At 32.9% G+C, this 18120-nt stretch carries 16 protein-coding genes; 8 read left to right on the forward strand and 8 right to left on the reverse strand.

Translation table 11 applies throughout. The features are described from left to right. The 6 genes from QLQ95_RS09790 (at position 1) to QLQ95_RS09815 (ending at position 8250) form a co-directional block, all read left to right on the forward strand. Positions 1 to 1089: a DUF6625 family protein gene (locus QLQ95_RS09790; RefSeq protein ID WP_482503606.1), complete on the forward strand. Its 1089-nt coding sequence runs from the start codon at positions 1 to 3 to the stop codon at positions 1087 to 1089. Further along, positions 1052 to 2593, forward strand: coding sequence for a vitamin K epoxide reductase family protein (locus QLQ95_RS09795; protein WP_482503607.1), 1542 nt, complete (start codon positions 1052 to 1054; stop codon positions 2591 to 2593). Before QLQ95_RS09790 ends, QLQ95_RS09795 begins: the two co-directional genes overlap by 38 nt. A gap of 62 nt (positions 2594 to 2655) precedes the next feature. Continuing rightward, positions 2656 to 4848 (forward strand): peptidase domain-containing ABC transporter, encoded by a 2193-nt coding sequence (locus QLQ95_RS09800; protein ID WP_095929702.1) that lies wholly within the window; start codon positions 2656 to 2658, stop codon positions 4846 to 4848. Between the two features lie 2 nt (positions 4849 to 4850). Continuing rightward, positions 4851 to 6140 (forward strand): HlyD family secretion protein, encoded by a 1290-nt coding sequence (locus tag QLQ95_RS09805; RefSeq protein ID WP_320494656.1) that lies wholly within the window; start codon positions 4851 to 4853, stop codon positions 6138 to 6140. A gap of 51 nt (positions 6141 to 6191) precedes the next feature. Next, positions 6192 to 7844: a S41 family peptidase gene (locus QLQ95_RS09810; protein WP_320494657.1), complete on the forward strand. Its 1653-nt coding sequence runs from the start codon at positions 6192 to 6194 to the stop codon at positions 7842 to 7844. A 22-nt stretch (positions 7845 to 7866) separates the two neighbouring features. Then, positions 7867 to 8250, forward strand: coding sequence for a hypothetical protein (locus QLQ95_RS09815; RefSeq protein WP_095929705.1), 384 nt, complete (start codon positions 7867 to 7869; stop codon positions 8248 to 8250). Between the two features lie 18 nt (positions 8251 to 8268). Here the strand turns inward: QLQ95_RS09815 and QLQ95_RS09820 are convergent, their stop codons facing one another. The 3 genes from QLQ95_RS09820 to QLQ95_RS09830 form a co-directional block, all read right to left on the reverse strand. After that, a complete protein-coding gene (locus QLQ95_RS09820; RefSeq protein ID WP_428239028.1) occupies positions 8269 to 8976 on the reverse strand; it encodes a tRNA1(Val) (adenine(37)-N6)-methyltransferase in 708 nt (235 codons plus the stop codon). Positions 8977 to 9054: 78 nt separating this feature from the next. Further along, on the reverse strand, positions 9055 to 9579 hold the full coding sequence (gene rimM / locus QLQ95_RS09825; protein WP_248729073.1) for a ribosome maturation factor RimM: 525 nt from the start codon (positions 9577 to 9579) through the stop codon (positions 9055 to 9057). A 15-nt stretch (positions 9580 to 9594) separates the two neighbouring features. Next, positions 9595 to 10155, reverse strand: coding sequence for a 30S ribosomal protein S16 (locus QLQ95_RS09830; protein WP_320494662.1), 561 nt, complete (start codon positions 10153 to 10155; stop codon positions 9595 to 9597). Between the two features lie 189 nt (positions 10156 to 10344). Between QLQ95_RS09830 and QLQ95_RS09835 the strand changes: the two genes are divergently transcribed. Both QLQ95_RS09835 and QLQ95_RS09840 read left to right on the forward strand, forming a co-directional pair. After that, complete coding sequence (locus tag QLQ95_RS09835; protein WP_482503611.1) at positions 10345 to 10836, forward strand: DUF6252 domain-containing protein; 492 nt, start codon at positions 10345 to 10347, stop codon at positions 10834 to 10836. Positions 10837 to 10949: 113 nt separating this feature from the next. Further along, on the forward strand, positions 10950 to 11294 hold the full coding sequence (locus tag QLQ95_RS09840; protein WP_095929711.1) for an RNA recognition motif domain-containing protein: 345 nt from the start codon (positions 10950 to 10952) through the stop codon (positions 11292 to 11294). A gap of 112 nt (positions 11295 to 11406) precedes the next feature. Here QLQ95_RS09840 and leuB read toward each other — a convergent pair whose 3' ends face one another. From leuB to QLQ95_RS09865, 5 genes are all read right to left on the reverse strand, one after another. Continuing rightward, on the reverse strand, positions 11407 to 12462 hold the full coding sequence (leuB, locus tag QLQ95_RS09845) for a 3-isopropylmalate dehydrogenase (RefSeq protein WP_095929712.1): 1056 nt from the start codon (positions 12460 to 12462) through the stop codon (positions 11407 to 11409). A gap of 124 nt (positions 12463 to 12586) precedes the next feature. After that, complete coding sequence (locus tag QLQ95_RS09850; RefSeq protein ID WP_482503613.1) at positions 12587 to 14107, reverse strand: alpha-isopropylmalate synthase regulatory domain-containing protein; 1521 nt, start codon at positions 14105 to 14107, stop codon at positions 12587 to 12589. A gap of 199 nt (positions 14108 to 14306) precedes the next feature. After that, complete coding sequence (leuD, locus tag QLQ95_RS09855) at positions 14307 to 14903, reverse strand: 3-isopropylmalate dehydratase small subunit (RefSeq protein ID WP_428239030.1); 597 nt, start codon at positions 14901 to 14903, stop codon at positions 14307 to 14309. Positions 14904 to 15074: 171 nt separating this feature from the next. Beyond that, entirely contained in the window at positions 15075 to 16469 is a 1395-nt protein-coding gene (leuC, locus tag QLQ95_RS09860) for a 3-isopropylmalate dehydratase large subunit (protein ID WP_482503615.1), read from the reverse strand. 518 nt (positions 16470 to 16987) lie between these two features. After that, a complete protein-coding gene (locus tag QLQ95_RS09865; RefSeq protein WP_482503617.1) occupies positions 16988 to 17908 on the reverse strand; it encodes a helix-turn-helix domain-containing protein in 921 nt (306 codons plus the stop codon). Positions 17909 to 18120: the final 212 nt, after the last annotated feature.

Genomic DNA, 18120 nt, shown 5'->3' on the forward strand with positions numbered 1-18120 from the left:
ATGGATAGTCCTAAGAAAATAGCTTTGCTATATCCTTACTATGGAAAATTCCCATGGTATTTTAAATTTTTCATTGAATCATGTAAGTACAATCCGTTAGTAGATTTTATAATTTTCACAGACATAAAAATTAATGACGAACTGCCGAAAAATATAATTGTAATTGAATACTCATTTTTAGAATTGAAAAAATTAATAAGTGAGAAAATTGGCTTTTCTGTTTCATTGAATTCTCCTTATAAATTATGTGATTTTAAGCCCGCATATGGAGTAATTTTTTCAGAATTTATTACTGATTATGACTTTTGGGGACATGGAGACATTGATTTAATCTTCGGAAATATAAGGACATTTATGACCGATGAGGTTTTAGATAATTTTGATGTGGTCTGTGTTCGGGATGAATACGTTACAGGTTTTTTTACTTTGTTTAGAAATAATGAATTTGTAAATAAATTATATGAGGAAAGTAAAGATTATAAGTTTGTTTTTCAGAACGAGAAAAACTTTGTATTTGATGAATGCGGCAACTTGTTTTCAGAGCTTCAAGCGGGAGAATCTATTTTTGAATTAGAATCGGAAATAGAAACAATGACTCATGTGATAAAAAGACTTAATCAGGAAGAAAAAATTAGAGCTTATTTTGATTTCTTTGTTGTTGAAGGTGTTCCAGGAAATTTACTTTGGGATAATGGTACGCTTAGCTTTAAAGATCAGTACGAAATACTATTGTATCATTTAATCTCATTTAAGAATTTTCCACACTTTGTGCCTTTTTTTTGGAAAAAAGTACCTTCAAAATTTTATATCGGTAAGAATTACTTTTCCTCTTATCCTGAGAAATCCTTTAGAATTAAGTTCTATAAGATATTCTTTGAATTCTATTTAAGCATTTTAAATCTAAAAGAGGCATTTTCGAGATGGCTTGAAAATTTAAAAATATCTACATTATTATTTTTTAATAAAAACGCATATGACGTAACAGAGGTAGTTATAATCATAGATAACAAAAAAACAAGAAAGGTAAAAAGGTTAGAAAAAAAACAAATTAATGGAAAAGCTTCTAAAGAGATTTTTAGTATTAAATGATTATAAATATTTAACTGAAGAGTTTACTGACCTATTTTTATCTCATCCTAATTATCCTAGTTTGTTTGCTATAAATGATACTTTAGATATACTAAAGATTGAAAATATAGCAACTCGAATTTCTATCGATCAATTTGAAGATTTACCAGATTCTTTTTTAGCATTAATAAATGAATCTAGTATATCTGAAGAGTTAGTGTTAATAGAAAAGAAAGATTTAAATATTTTAGTTCATTATAAAAATCAAAATTCAATCATATTAAATCGGAATGAGTTTAATGACATTTGGACTGGAATTGTTCTTGGTTTAGAGGCAAATACAGAAAAAAAAGGTAATGCTAATATCAAAAGCAAGTATTGGTTTTATCTTGTGCCAACAGTTTTTATATTTGGTTTTATATTTTATAATTCATTTAATTGGATCAATTTAGTTTTTTTCTTTTCTACACTAGTTGGTCTTATATTTAGCATCTTTATAATTCAGGAAAAGTTTAATTTGACAGAAGAGTCATTGTTTAAATTTTGTTCTTTAAGTAAAGAAGTATCATGTAATAGTGTTATAAAATCAGATCAACAATTCTTTTTTGGACTTTTAAGTTTTTCTGATTTACCTCTGATTTTTTTCGGAAGTAGCTTCTTTAGTTTTATTTTTGACACATATAAAGCAACTCTCACTATTGGGATGTTAAGTATTGTTGCAATTCCATTTATTTTATATTCTATTTGGTTGCAAAAAGTAAAACTAAAAAAATGGTGTTTACTGTGTTTGATAATATCATGTATTCTACTATTTAATGCAGGCTTTTATTATTCGGTTTTATTTGAGGGAAATTTTTATTCTTATAGTATTTACTTTGAGTATATAATCTCTTTAGTTCTTGTGATGTCATCTTGGTTGATAATAAAGCCAATTATTTCTAAAAATATAGATTTAAATACACAAAATAAGGAATTAAAACGATTTAAGCGTAATTATAAAATATTCAAAATACTAACGGATTCAAAGCTTGTTTTAGAAGAGAAATTTCATAATCTTGATAAGATATTTTTAGGGAATTCAGATGCTAAAATCGAGCTAAATTTAATTTTGAGTCCAAATTGTAAATATTGTCATATTGCTTTTAAAGAAGGTGTAGATTTGGTAAAGAATTATCCTGATAAAATATCTTTGAGCATTTTGTTTAATATTAATAAGGACAATCCATCGGTAACTATTCCATGCAAAATTTTACAAATCAAGAAAAATAATCCTGAAAAAGTTGCTGAAGCACTATCTGACTGGCATATTGATAATCTTCCAATAGAAGATTGGAATAAGAAATGGGATATAGTTATAGAAGATGAGACTAAAGTACAAATCCAGACACAATATGATTGGTTTGAAAAAAATGGATTCAATTCTGTACCTGTAAAATTAATAAATGGAAGTATCTATCCTTCTGAATATGATTTGCTGGATCTGAAATATTTTATTAGTGAAATGGCAGAGGATGCAATATCATAGTAATTTTATACTCTTTTGTAAGTATTTTAGATTATATTGCTGACAATAAATTTGAATGAAAATTGAAAAAATTTCCCCATTATAAACAGGCAGATTACAAAGATTGTGGCCCAACGTGTTTAAAAATAATTGCAAAACATTACGGAAAAACAATCAAAATTCAGGAATTGCGTGATGCAAGCGAGACAACTCGTGAAGGAAGTAATCTACTTTTTTTAAGCGATGCTGCCGAAAAAACAGGCTTTAGAACTTTAGGGGTAAAGCTAAGCCTGGAGAGATTAGAAGAGGTGCCCTTGCCTTGTGTTCTGCATTGGAACCAAAACCATTATGTTGTACTTTATAAAATCAAAAAAGGGACATACTATATTTCTGATCCAGGTTTTGGACTAATTCAATATAATAAAGAAGACTTTTTAAAATTCTGGATTGGCAATAATGCCGACGATCAAACCAAAGAAGGTGTGGCATTGCTGTTGGAACCAACACCTGTTTTCTTTCAGTCTGAATTTGATAAACAAGAAGGTGGAGAAATAGGTTTTGGACTGTTATCGCATTATATTCTTCGCTATAAATCATTTTTGATACAGTTGAGTATCGGTTTATTGGCCAGCAGTTTGCTGCAGCTTATCTTCCCTTTCTTGACTCAAAGTATTGTTGATGTCGGAATCCAAAATCAAAATCTTAATTTTATTTATCTGGTTCTTTTTGCCCAGCTTTTTCTTTTTGCTGGAAGAACAGGTTTGGACCTTATTAGGAGCTGGATTCTACTACATTTATCAACCCGAATCAATATTTCCCTTATTTCAGATTTCTTTATTAAATTAATGAATCTGCCTATTTCCTTCTTCGATGTCCGAATGACTGGAGATATCATGCAGCGAATAAATGATCATCGCCGTATCGAAAAAATTCTTACCACATCATCGCTCAATGTTCTATTTTCTGTAATTAATATGTTTATAATGGGAGCTGTTTTGGCTTATTATAATCTGCAGATTTTTTTAGTCTTTTTTGCAGGAAGTGTGTTATACTTTGGTTGGATAATTCTATTCTTGAAAAGAAGAGAAGCATTAGATTATAAACGATTTGCAGAAATTTCGAATGAGCAAAGTAAAGTAATAGAGCTGATAAACGGAATGCAGGAAATTAAACTTCATAATGCCGAAAAGCAAAAACGATGGGGCTGGGAGTATGTTCAGGCAAGACTTTTTAGGGTTTCTATAAAAGGATTGGTTTTGGAGCAGACTCAAACCATTGGTTCTTCAATTATTAATGAATTAAAGAATATTTTTATCGTATTTCTTTCGGCAAAATTAGTGATTGATGGTTCTATAACTTTAGGTATGATGTTAGCAATCAGCTCGATTGTTGGGAGTTTAAATGGGCCGATTACGCAGCTTATTGAATTTGTTAGGGAGCTTCAGGATGCTAAAATATCTTTAGCCAGATTGTCTGAAATCCATCAAAAAGAAGATGAAGTCCAGCAGGAGGTCAACCAGACAAGTGAAGTTCCGCAAGATGTCGATATAGAAATTAAAAACCTTTCTTTTCGATATTTAGGTTCAGATATTCCTGTTTTAGACAATTTAAGTCTTGTAATTCCGAGCAATAAAGTAACGGCAATAGTTGGTGTTAGCGGAAGCGGTAAAACGACTTTAATGAAGCTCCTGCTCAAGTTCTACGAACCCGAAAAAGGAGAAGTGCTTATTGGAAACGCACAGCTTAAAAATATTTCGCAACATGCATGGAGAGCTAATATTGGAGCCGTAATGCAAGAAGGTTTTATTTTTAGTGATACCATTGCGAACAACATTGCTATTGGAGTTGATAAAATTGATAAAGAGAGATTGCTTTATGCTGCAGATGTGGCAAATATTAAACAATATATCAGTGAGCTGCCTCTAAATTTTAATACCAAGGTAGGTTCTGAAGGATTGGGAATGAGTACAGGACAGAAACAGCGTTTGCTTATAGCAAGAGCCGTTTATAAAAATCCCGAAATTTTATTTTTTGATGAAGCCACTTCGGCTTTAGATGCCAATAATGAAAAAGAAATCATGAAAAAACTCGATATCTTTTTCAAAGAAAAAACGGTTGTGGTAATCGCGCATCGATTGAGTACTGTTATGAATGCTGATCAGATTGTGGTTTTAGATAAAGGAAAAATCATAGAGATAGGAAGCCATTCGTCATTGGTAGAACAAAAAGGTAATTATTTTGAATTGGTTAAAAACCAACTGCAATTAGGAAATTAATCATGAACAAAGATACATTTGAATTAAGAAGCGAAGAGGTTCAGGATATCCTGACCAAAGTACCACATTGGATGATACGATGGGGAACAGTTTTAATATTTACCATAATTGTTTTATTGTTTTTTGTTTCCTGGTTTGTCAAATATCCAGATGTTGTAAAAACAGAAATCGTAATTACCACTAATATTCCGCCAGAGAAGATCGTTTCAAAATCTTCTGGACGTATTGAGGCTATTTTGGTTAAAAATAAAATGCTGGTTCCTAAAAACAGCACATTGGCTATTATTGAAAACACAGCCAATTACAAGGATATTTTTCGACTAAAGGATATTGTTGACAAATACGACATCAATAACTCCCAAAAAGAATTTCCTTTTGAGCTATTGAAAAATGTTCAGTTCGGTGAAGTAGAAAGTGCGTATGCTACATTCCAGAAAGATTATCAAGCGCAGGAGTTAAATAAAGACCTGCATCCATTTCAGGTAGAAAGTAGAGCGCAACAGTCTGAAAAAGTCCAAATAACAGAAAGACTGGAAATCCTGCAGCAACAGAAAATAATTAACGAACGCGAATTGGAGCTTCAGAAAAATGAAGTGGCTCGTTTTGAAACGCTGTTCAATAAAGGAATTATTTCTGCTCAGGAAATGGAAGTTAAAAAATTGAATTTCCTTCAGGCGCAAAAGAACTATCGAAGCCTGCTGTCCTCGATTTCTCAATTGAGATCTTCTTTGATTGACAACACAAAATCAAGCCAGAATTTGCAAATAAATAGCACTAAAGAAGAGGTTAATCTCGACCGTAGTGTTTCTCAGTCCTTTTATCAATTGAAAAAAGTGATAAGAGATTGGGAGTTGGCGTATGCTTTAAAATCATCAATTAGTGGAAAGGTCACCTTTTTGCAGGTTTGGAACGAAAATCAGACTATAAATGTTGGAGATAACGTGTTTTCTATTATTCCAGATGCAAAAAACAGTTTCATAGGAAAAGTAAAAGCTCCAGCTTTAAATTCAGGAAAAATAAAAGTGGGGCAGAGGGTGAATATTCGTTTGGCAAATTTTCCTGATAGAGAATTTGGCGTTTTAAAAGGAGAGATCAAAAATATTTCGCTGGTGCCCGATAAAGAAGGAAATCTACTTATAGATGTTGCGCTTCCAAACGGTTTGAAAACATCATACAATAAACAAATTGCTTTCCAGCAGGAAATGAAAGGAAATGCAGAGATTGTAACCGAAGATCTGCGTTTAATTGAGAGAATCCTGTATCAGTTTAAAAGCATTTTTGAACAAGTTTAAAAATTAACCAATCCCACATACCTAACCACTAACCAAAATCACAAATTTTAAATGAAAAAAACAGTACTTATTGCCTTTTTATTATTATTTCAATATTCTTTTTCAAAACCAATTACCGAAACTCAAAAGCTAGCTGCAACCTGTAAAATCTGGGGTTTCTTAAAATATTATCATCCAAATGTTACCGATGGAAGTAAAAATTGGGATGAACAATTATTTCAAATCCTACCAAAAGTTGAAGAAGCGAAGACTTCTGAAGCATTTTCTCTGGTAATTGAAAATTGGATTGATTCTTTGGGGGAAATTAAAAAACAGGAATCTTTAAAACCTGCTGTAAAAAAAGAATATTTTGATAAAAATTTCGATTTGTCATGGGTCAATAATAAAGAATTGTTCTCGAAATCACTTTCAAAAAAATTGAAATTTATTGAAGAGAATAGAATTCAGGAAAAACAGTACTATGTTGCTTATGAATTCGGCAGTAATGGCCCTCCATTACAATTTAAAAATGAAGTAAAATATGCAGATTTTAAATGGACGGACAAAAAACTTCGTCTTTTGGCGTTATTCAGATATTGGAATTACATTGAATATTTCTTTCCCTATAAATACCAAATGGATCAAAATTGGGATAAAGTATTAAATGAAATGCTACCAAGATATTATACTCCAGAATCTGAAAAGGATTTTAATTTGGCAATGCGCGAGATCTCTGTAAAGCTAAATGATACTCACGCTTCAACTAGTATGTCTCAATTGTTCGAATATTTTGGGGATAAATTTATTCCTGCAGATGTTAATATCATTGATGAAAAAGCGATAGTTGTTGCATTGAAAAATGATTCTCTAGCAAAAGTTAGTGACATTAAAATTGGAGATGTAATTACAAAAGTAGAAGGAAAAACAATTGCGGAAATTTTGAATGAAAACCGAAAGTATGTAGAAGGGTCTAACGAGCCGTCTGTTTTAAAGAATGCATATTGGGCAATTTTTAACGGAAAAACACCTTCTTTTGAAATCGAATTTATTCGAGACGGAAAAACGGCAGTAAAGTCTATTAATAGATATAAGTACGAAGATTTAAAAATTCAGTTTTCAGATAAAGAAAAATGGAAAATTTTAGAGGGTAATATAGGTTACGTTGATTTTGATGAACTTAATCCAGCAGATGTCCCAGCCTTAATTTCGGCATTAAACAATACGAATGCAATAATTTTTGATAATAGAAATCGACCACACGAGGTTATGTATCCAATTGCAGATTGGCTTAATTCTGAAGAGAACGAATTTGCTAGATTTCTTGATCCAGATGTAAATTATCCTGGGCGTTATTATTGGAGAGAAGGAATTCAGAAGTGCGGAAAAAATAATCCAGATCATTATAAAGGAAAAGTAATTGTTATAACTAATGAAAAAGCTGTAAGTCATGCTGAATTTACTGTAATGAGTTTACAAACGGTTCCTAATTGTGTAGTTATCGGAAGTCAGACTGGTGGTGCAGATGGAGCAAACTACGGATTTTCGCTCATTAAAGGATTTTATACTTCATTTACCTGCTATGGAGTTTTTTATCCAAACAAAAAAGAAACTCAAAGAATTGGTATTGTTCCAGATATCGAAGTTAAACCAACTATTTTAGGTATTCAGCAAGGCAAGGATGAAGTTTTGGAAAGAGCAATTCTTTTTGCTAAAAACGGCAAATAATTAAAATAATAGTAAAAGTATAATGAAAAAAATCATCGTTTTTTGTCTATTCTTATTAGGGGCTGTTAGTTATTCTCAAAAATTAGATTGTACTAAATTTAAGAATGGAAAGTTTGCGGCTCCAGCTTTTCCAGATGAATATGCTATTCGGAAAGATTCTATTGAAGAGGGTTATTTTGAAAGTAAATTGCAAACAGTTTGGAGTGTCAAATGGCTTAGTGATTGCAAATTAGAAAAGATCTGTATTAAAAATTTAGGAGCAGATAATGTTAAAATTGGGGATAAAAGTGTAGCAGAAATAATTTATACAGATGATCAATGTGTTACTTATTCAATAGTATATTTTAATGAAGAAAATCCGAATGGAATAGGTTTTCAAAGAGGAGTGTGTCTGCAAAAAGAGTAATTTATTTAAAGATGCTTTTTACATCTTTAAATAAAAATCTTTAGTCAATTCAATATACTCAGGAGTATAAACGTGTCTGTCGATTTCGATGATAAGTTCATCGATTTCAATTTCAGGAACTTCATTTCGGCTAAAAGCTAATAAACTACGCTTAATTTCCGATTTTGGAGTTCCCTTAACTCTTGTGATTTTTATTGGATAAAGTTCTGATTCTTTTGCTAGGGCAATAAATTTTTCTTCTTCTTTGAAAGGAAGAATAACGGCTAAAATTCCGTTTTCTGAAAGTAATAAATCGGCAGCCTCAACAATTTCTTCAAAAGGCATTGCATCCTGAAAACGCGCTAAATCGCGTTGTTCGTTATCTGTTTTGTAATCCTCAGCATAAAAAGGCGGATTCGAAACAATTAAATCATATTCATCTTCCGGTTCTTCAATAAATTCATCTAAACCAGCATGAAAACAAAATAAACGATCGCCCCAAGGAGAACTTTCAAAATTTTCTACCGCTTGTTCGTAAGCGTCTTCATCAATTTCGAGCGCATCAATTTGTTCTGCATGACTTCTCTGCGCAAGCATTAAAGCAATAATTCCTGTTCCAGCGCCAACATCTAAAACACTAAACGGATTATGATGAATGGGAGCCCAAGCGCCAAGTAAAACACCATCAGTGCCTACTTTCATAGCGGTTTTGTCTTGTTTAACAGAAAATTGCTTGAATGAAAACATTGCAGTATATAATTGAATTTAAAAGTTTATGATGCAGTTAGAAAACTGAATACTAAAAACTGAGACTGAACACTAACTTTAAAGGTACATCTCCACAAGACCTTCAGGAAGATCCATGATTACTTTTTTGTTCTCACGATCAATTTTTACAAGAAAATTATCAATCATTGGAACTAAGATTTCAACTTCACCATTTAAAACTTCAAAAAGAGGCTGGGCAGTTGAATCGTTTATAGAAGTTATTTTTCCGAAAACACCTAAACGTTTGTCTTCGATTTCGAAGCCAATAACTTCGTGGAAATAGAATTTATTGCCAGTAAGTTTTGGCAACATAGTTAAAGGAAGATAGATAGCATTTCCTAATAAAGCATCTGCATCTTCTTCGGTATTTACATCTTCAAAACGAACTCTTAGAAAGTCGTTTTTGTGTAATGAGCTTGTTTCAATAAAAAAAGGAACCAAGTGTTTGTTGTGTTCAACAAACACTGATTCCAGATTTTCGTATAACTCAGGTTCATCTGTGTCTAAATAGACCAAGACTTCACCTTTGAAACTAAATTTTTTAGCGATTTTACCTAAATAAAAACAGTCTTCTTTACGCATTATCGCTAAGTAAAATTATGCTTCAGTTGTTTCGTTATTCTCTTCAGCAGCAGGAGCTTCTTCAGTAGCTTCAGCAACTTCTTCAGTAGCCTCAGTAGCTTGTGCAGCAGCTTCAGCTTCAGCTTGTGCAGCAGCAGCATCAGAAACACGTTTAGCGTTAACTTCTTGCTCAGCTTTTAAAGCTTTTGCTTTAGCATCAGCTTTTGCTTTAGATAAACCATCTTTTTTAGCATCAACTTTACCAGCTTTTGATTCTAACCAAGCAGTTAATTTAGCATCTGCTTGCTCTTGTGTTAAAGCACCTTTACGAACTCCTCCATCAAGGTGGTGTTTCAATAAAGCACCTTTGTAAGAAAGGATTGCTCTTGCAGTATCAGTTGGTTGAGCACCATTGTGTAACCATTTTACTGCACTGTCAAGGTTTAAATCAACAGTTGCTGGGTTAGTGTTTGGATTGTAAGTACCGATTTTCTCTAAGTATTTACCATCTCTTTTTGAGCGTGCATCTGCAGCTACTACCCAGTAAAAAGGTTTTCCTTTTTTACCGTGTCTTTGTAATCTAATTTTTACTGACATAATCTAGTGATTAAATTTTGAGGTACTCGACCTCTGTTAATTAAGGGCGCAAAGATATAATTTTTTTATGAAAAACACGTTTTAAAGAAGATTAAATATACTTGAGTTGTTTTTTTAGCATTTTTTTGACTTTTTAATTTAAGTATTTAGTTCTTAATGCAATACTTTTGCATCAAATTCATTTTAAACATGAAAAAATACTTTTACTTTTTATCATTTTTACTTTTACTTATCTCTTGTACAGAAGATGTAAGATTTAATAATCCTGCTTTTCAGACTTTAAAAGACAATAATTTTTGGAGGGCTCAAGTTTATGAAGCAGGAACAGAATCGAATGGAACTTTTGTTATACACGGTTCTCTAGGGTATGAACAAATCAGTTTTAAACTTCCTACGCCAACTGTAAAGACTTATGTTTTAGGTATAGATGATGTTACAAAAGCGACTTATAAAAACACTTATAAAGGACAAGAAGCAGAGTTTAGTACTGGAACTGCAAAAGGAAGCGGGCAAATTGTCGTGACGGAATATAATACGGAAGAAAATACTATTTCGGGAACATTTAAATTTACTGTAGTTAATACTGATCCTACTGCTGAGAAGCAAGAAATGCACTTTTCGGAAGGTGTTTTTTACAAAATTCCGGTTGCGCCAGAAGGGAATTTTGTTCCTGTTGATTAAGTTCTTCGTCTAAATATATTTTGCAAAATCAAAATAAAAACTTAAATAAACTAATATATAGTAGATTACAGAATAATAAGACTACATTTGCTTATTATTATAAATAAATATCTATGAATATTTTTGTTGGAAGCCTTCCATTCAGTATTGAGGAAGCAGATTTAAGAGAGTCTTTTGAGGCTTATGGAGCAGTTGACTCTGTTAAAATTATTACTGATAAATTTACTGGAAGAAGTAAAGGATTTGGTTTTGTTGAAATGCCAAATGATGCAGAGGCTCAAAAAGCAATCGATGAATTGAACGGTGCTGTAGTTTCAGGTCGTACAATCGTTGTAAATAAATCTGAGCCAAAACCAGAAGGCGAAAGAAGAAGTTTTAACAACAACCGCGGAGGAAACGATCGTGGTGGTTACGGAAACAACCGTGGCGGAGATCGCGGAAACAGAAGAGAATATTAATGTTTTTTTTCTAAAATATAAAAGGGATCAACGAAAGTTGATCCCTTTTTTTGTTTCAGGTTTCAAGTTTCAGGTTGTTGAAACTTGAAACCTGAAACAAAAATTAACTAAGTTATACATTCGCAGCTAACCAGTCACCAACTTCTTTAGTGCCGTATGCTTTTCCGCCATTAGCTAGATCTTCAGTAACAACTCCAGCTTCTAGAGCTTTGTTTACAGCATCTCTCATCGCTTTTCCTTCTTCCATCAATCCGAAGTTTTCGAACATCATCGCAGCAGATAAAATAGTAGCCATTGGGTTAGCAATGTTTAATCCTGTAGCTTGTGGGTAAGAACCGTGAATAGGTTCAAATAAAGATACTTCAGCTCCCATAGATGCAGAAGGCATTAATCCCATTGAACCTGAAATTACAGAAGCTTCATCAGTTAAAATATCTCCAAATAAGTTCTCCGTAATCAATACATCATAAGAGTTTGGCCATTGAACCAAACGCATAGCAACCGCATCAACAAATTCGTAGCTTACTTCAACTTCTGGATACTCTTTTTCCATTGCCTGAACTGTTTCTCTCCATAAACGTGAAGTTTCCAAAACGTTTGCTTTGTCAACGCAGCATAATTTTTTAGAACGAGACATGGCTAATTCAAAACCTTTTTTAGCTAAACGCTGTACTTCGGCTCTTGTGTAAACACAGTTGTCGTAAGCTGTATCTCCGTTGTCTTTTCTTCCTTTTTCACCAAAGTAAATTCCTCCAGTTAATTCTCTTAAGAAAACTAAATCAGTTCCTTCAATTCTTTCTCTTTTTAAAGGAGATTTATCTAATAAAGATGGGAATGTAAAAGTTGGTCTTACGTTTGCAAATAAACCTAAAGCTTTACGCATTTTTAACAAACCTTGCTCTGGACGTACTGGTGCAGAAGGATCATTATCATATTTTGGGTGGCCGATTGCTCCAAAAAGAACCGCATCAGCATTTTTACAAACTTCGTGTGTTGAATCTGGATAAGGTTCTCCCACTGCATCAATTGCAGCAGCACCGGTTAAAGCTGGTTTCCAAGTGATTTCATGTCCGAATTTTTTCGCAATAGCATCAGATACTTTTACGGCTTCATTTATTACTTCTGGTCCGATTCCGTCTCCGGCTAAAAGGGCTATGTTTAATTTCATTCTATATGTGTTATTAAGGTTCAAAGTGACAAAGTGACAAAGTGACAAAGTTTCAAAGTTTCAAAGTTTCAAAGTTTTTAAAAGCAGACTAAAATCTTTGTCACTTTGTCACTTTGAAACTATATTAAGTTATAATGTTAAGCATTTTTTGCGTTGCAATAATCGCTGCAACGGTTTGATCTGAATCTAATCCGCGGGTTTTGAATTCTTTTCCGTTGTTGACCCATGTAATAATGGTTTCGCACAATGCATCAGAACTACTTCCTGGAGGGATTCTTACCGCATAATCAATTAATTTTGGAAGCGTTAATTTTTTGCTTTTATAAATCTTAGATAAAGCATTCATAAAAGCATCAAACTGACCGTCTCCTTGTGCATTTTCTTCGATTATTTCTCCGTTTAAATTTAAAGATAAAGTCGTAGATGGGCGCATTCCTTTAGAATGAACCAGCATATAAGAATTTATAGTTATTTTTTCTTCGTAAGTATGACTGTCCAAAACATCCGAAATAATGTATGGAAGATCTTCTTTGGTTACGGTTTCTTTTTTGTCGCCCAACTCGATAATTCTTTGGGTAACCAATTTCAAATCCTCGTTGTTTAGTTTTAAACCTAATTCCTGAAGATTTTTTTCGATATTGGCTTTTCCTGAAGTTTTTCCTAGAGCATATTTTCTTTTTCTTCCAAAACGTTCCGGAAGAAGATCGTTAAAATACAAGTTGTTTTTGTTGTCACCGTCGGCGTGAATTCCAGCTGTTTGTGTAAAAACATTATCACCTACTATAGGTTTGTTGGCAGGAATTCTGTAGCCTGTAAAAGTTTCTACCAACTTGCTTACAGAATACAGAGAAGTCTCTTTTACATTGATGTTTACTTGTGGCAAATAATCGTTAATTACGGCAACAGTACTTTCAAGAGGTGCATTTCCAGCACGTTCTCCCATTCCGTTTACTGTTACATGAAGTCCGTTGATTCCAGCTTTTATCGCTTCCATAACATTAGCAACGCTTAAATCGTAGTCGTTATGTGCGTGGAAATCAAAGTGAATGTTTGGATATTTTGCTCTGATTTTCGAAATAAATTCAAAAGTCAGAGAAGGAATTAAAACTCCTAAAGTATCTGGAAGTAAAACTCTTTTGATTGGTTGTGTTGCTAAGAAATCCAAAAATTGAAATACATAATCAGGAGAATTTCGCATTCCGTTGCTCCAGTCTTCCAGATAAACATTAGTTTCTATATTATTTTCTTTAGCTAAAGATATAATCTGAGCAATTTCAGAAAAATGCTGTTCGGGTGTTTTTTTCAATTGATGCGTTAAGTGATTCATTGAACCTTTGGTCAACAAATTTTGCACTTTGGCTCCAGCTTTTTTCATCCAGTCGATTGAAAGGCCTCCGTCAACAAACGTCAGAACTTCGATTCTTTCAATGTAACCACGTTCTTCAGCCCATGAAGTAATGCCTTTTACGGCCTGAAATTCTCCTTCGCTTACACGTGCAGAAGCAATTTCGATTCTATCAATATTTAATTCCTCCAACAACAATTGCGCAATGGTTAGTTTTTCTGCAGCAGAAAAAGATACTCCTGAGGTTTGTTCACCATCACGAAGTGTCGTATCCATTATTTCAATTTTTCTTTTTTCCATATTGATGTTTCTAACGGGTGGAATATTTTTAATATTCCTGTTTTAATTTTGACGCTGATTTTACGGATTCGTTTTGCGAAGACTCTGATAAAACAGATTTTTTATATTGAATAAAATAAAATCCGCGTCCAATTATTCTAGAAAGACCCGACTGGTTTTTGAAACCTGTCGGGTCTAATATCCTGAATGAGATTTCTATTTAGTAAGGAAGTTTATCAGCAAAAGCTTTAATATCTTCCTTCATATCTTGTAAATAATCAATGTCGTCAAAACCATTAATCATATTGTTTTTTTTGTATCCGTTGATAGCGAAAGATTCTTGCTGACCAGTCGACAATAAAGTAATAGTTTGGTTTGGAAGATTGATTTCTAATTCTGTTTTAGGATCAGTTTCAATTGCTTTGAAAATAGTTTCAGCAAATTCTGGGCTGATTTGTACTGGCAAAACACCAATATTTAAACAGTTTCCTTTGAAGATATCAGCAAAGAAACTAGAAACTACAGCGCGGAATCCGTAATCGTAAACTGCCCAAGCAGCGTGCTCTCTAGAAGATCCAGAACCAAAGTTTTTTCCTCCAACCAAAATTTTTCCAGAATAAGTAGAATCATTTAAAACGAAATCTGCTTTTGGTGTATCGTCTCCGTTGTATCTCCAGTCTCTAAAAAGGTTGTCTCCAAAACCTTCGCGTTTTGTAGCTTTTAAGAAACGAGCTGGAATGATTTGATCTGTATCAACGTTCTCAATTGGCAGTGGCACTGCACTGCTGGTAAGTATAGTAAATTTATCGTATGCCATTTTGATTTTTGATTTTAGATTAACGATTTCTGATTTTAGATTTGTTGTTGTATCTTAAAATTGTAATCGTTAATGTTTTTTTGTAAAATGTAAATTGAAATTTTAGAAGATTTTTTAATGAAGCGTATCGAAATCTGAAATCAAAAATCGTTAATCTTCATTCCTAAATCTTTAAAAAAGCTCTCTAGGATCTGTTAGTTTTCCTGTAACAGCAGCTGCAGCAGCCATAATTGGACTTGCTAATAAAGTTCTTGAACCAGGACCTTGACGACCTTCAAAGTTTCTGTTTGAAGTACTTACCGCATATTTTCCTGCAGGAACTTTATCATCGTTCATTGCTAAACAAGCAGAACAACCTGGCTGACGTAATACAAAACCAGCTTCAGTCAAAATGTCTAAAATTCCTTCTTCTTTAATCTGAGCTTCAACAACGTGAGAACCTGGAACTAACCAAGCCGTAACATTATCTGCTTTTTTTCTTCCTTTTACAATTTCAGCGAAAGCTCTAAAATCTTCAATACGTCCGTTTGTACAACTTCCTAAGAAAACATAATCAATTTGTTTTCCGATCATTACATCGTCTTCATTGAAGCCCATGTAAGCCAAAGATTTTTTGTAAGTTTCCTCACCACCTTCAACTTGGTTGGCACTTGGGATATGTTTTGTGATACCAATTCCCATTCCTGGGTTTGTACCGTAAGTAATCATTGGTTCGATATCTTCAGCTTTGATGTTTAATTCAGCATCAAACACAGCATCATCATCAGTTTTTAGAGTTTTCCAGTATTCAACAGCTTTTGTCCAAGCTTCACCTTTTGGAGCGTAAAGTCTTCCTTCAAGGAAATCGAAAGTAGTTTGGTCAGGAGCAATCATACCGCCGCGAGCACCCATTTCGATACTTAAGTTGCAAACTGTCATACGGCCTTCCATAGTCATGTTTTCGAAAACATCACCAGCATATTCAACAAAATATCCTGTACCTCCAGAAGTAGTTAATTGAGCAATAATATAAAGCGCAACGTCTTTTGGACCAACACCTTTGCTTAATTTACCGTTTACGTTAATACGCATTTTCTTTGGTTTAGGCTGCATAATACATTGAGTAGAAAGCACCATTTCAACCTCAGATGTTCCGATACCAAAAGCAATCGCTCCAAAAGCACCGTGAGTAGACGTATGCGAATCCCCGCATACAATAGTAGCACCTGGCAAAGTAATTCCGTTTTCAGGACCTACTACGTGTACAATTCCATTTTTTTGGTGACCTAATCCCCAGTGCGAAATTCCGTATTCGTTAGCATTGTCTTCAAGAGCTTGAAGCTGATTAGCAGAAAGCGGATCTTGAACTGGTAAATGTTGGTTTATGGTTGGTGTATTGTGGTCGGCAGTTGCAAAAGTACGTTCCGGATATAATACGTTAACGCCTCTTGATTTTAATCCTAAAAAAGCAACAGGACTCGTAACTTCATGAATGAAATGGCGGTCAATAAAAAACACATCTGGTCCATCTTCAATTTTACGCACAACATGTGAATCCCATACTTTGTCAAATAATGTCTTACTCATTTTTTATTTTTTTTAATTGTAATTTCTATAACCACAGCAATTTCCTGTTCATTATAATAGCAAAACAAAAGTAAAAAAAGATAAAAAAGCGTCAATTTCAATATTTCATTATATACGATACCCAAACTAAATTACAAATTGCCAAATGGCTTTTGCAAACTAAAATTTGAAAGAAAAATGATTAAGAAACTGATTTAGCTTTTCTTTTTCTGCTTTAATTTTTCTTGTTTGTTTTTTGTTTTAATAGTTTGCAAATTTATCTCAAAATCAATATAAAATATAAGAATTTGTTTGAAAAAATCTAACAAAATGAATAAAAATAGTAATAATTGTTAGTTTTGATTTCTTTGTAAAAAGTGTGGTTTTTTGGTTTTTTAAAGCTTTTAAAGGAGTTTTTTTGGTGTTATTTAGATTCAATAAAACACCAAAATACTACGACATCCAAGAGGTGTATTTTTATGAAATTTTATGATTTTTTAAGACCGAAATTGATTTTTTGAAGACAATAATTTTTAAAATTAATTCAACGAATTTTTAAATTCTAATGGAGTAAGACTGGTTTTCTTTTTGAATAATTTACTAAACGATTGCGGATATTCAAAACCTAACTGATAAGCAATTTCTGCTACCGAAAGATTGGTAGTAATCAAGAAATCTTTTGATTTTTCTATTAATTTCGAATGGATATGCTGTTGTGCATTTAATCCAGTTAAATTACGAAGCATATCACTGAGATAATGACTTGAAACATTAATCTGCGAAGCCAGAAATTCTACTGTTGGCAATCCTCTTTTTAAGGTTTCTGCATTGCTAATGTAGTTGTCCAAAGTTTCTTCAACTTTTAATAATAAATCGTTACTGATGGTTTTTCTCGTAATGAATTGGCGCTTGTAAAAACGATTGCTGTAATTCAGCAAAACATCAATGTAAGATACAATCACGTCTTGACTCATTTCGTCAATTGCGGTATTGAGTTCGTTGTCGATGCTTTGTAATAATCCAATAATAATTGTTTTTTCACTGTCTGAAAGGTGCAGAGCTTCATTGGTATCATAAGAAAAGAAGCCATATTTTTTGATGCTTTTTCCCAAAGGATAATTTCGAATAAAATCAGGATGAAATAAAAGGGTATAACCGCCATATTCAACGCCTTCTTCATTTTCAGTAAAAATTAACTGAGTTGGAGAAGCAAATAGGAGTCCGCCTTCGTTGAAATCATAATAGCCTTGACCGTAGCCCATTTTTCCTTTGGTAGAAAACTTATAAGAGATCTTATAAAAATCAAGCATAAAGGCATGATTCGCTAAATTTTCATTTATAACCAACTGTGTATTGTCTACCAAACTCACCATCGGATGAAGTGGTTTTGGAAGTTGAAGCAGGTCATGAAACTGCGATATAGAAGAGATTTTTTCTGGATTATTGTTTTTCTTTTCCATGATATAAAAGTATGAAAATTTGAGAGTCTAAAATCAGCTTCGGAGAAGCGAAATATTTATAGAAATCATGTTTGTTATTGAGAACAAAGCTCCAGCGGAGCGACATATTCATTGCGATAAATATTTCGCTCCGCTGGAGCTCTTTTGTGTCCGGATTATTGAATTTCTATAAATATTAAGCCCCGCTGGGGCTTAATAAAAACAAAAAAACA

The organism is Flavobacterium sp. B330r, from assembly GCF_056824325.1.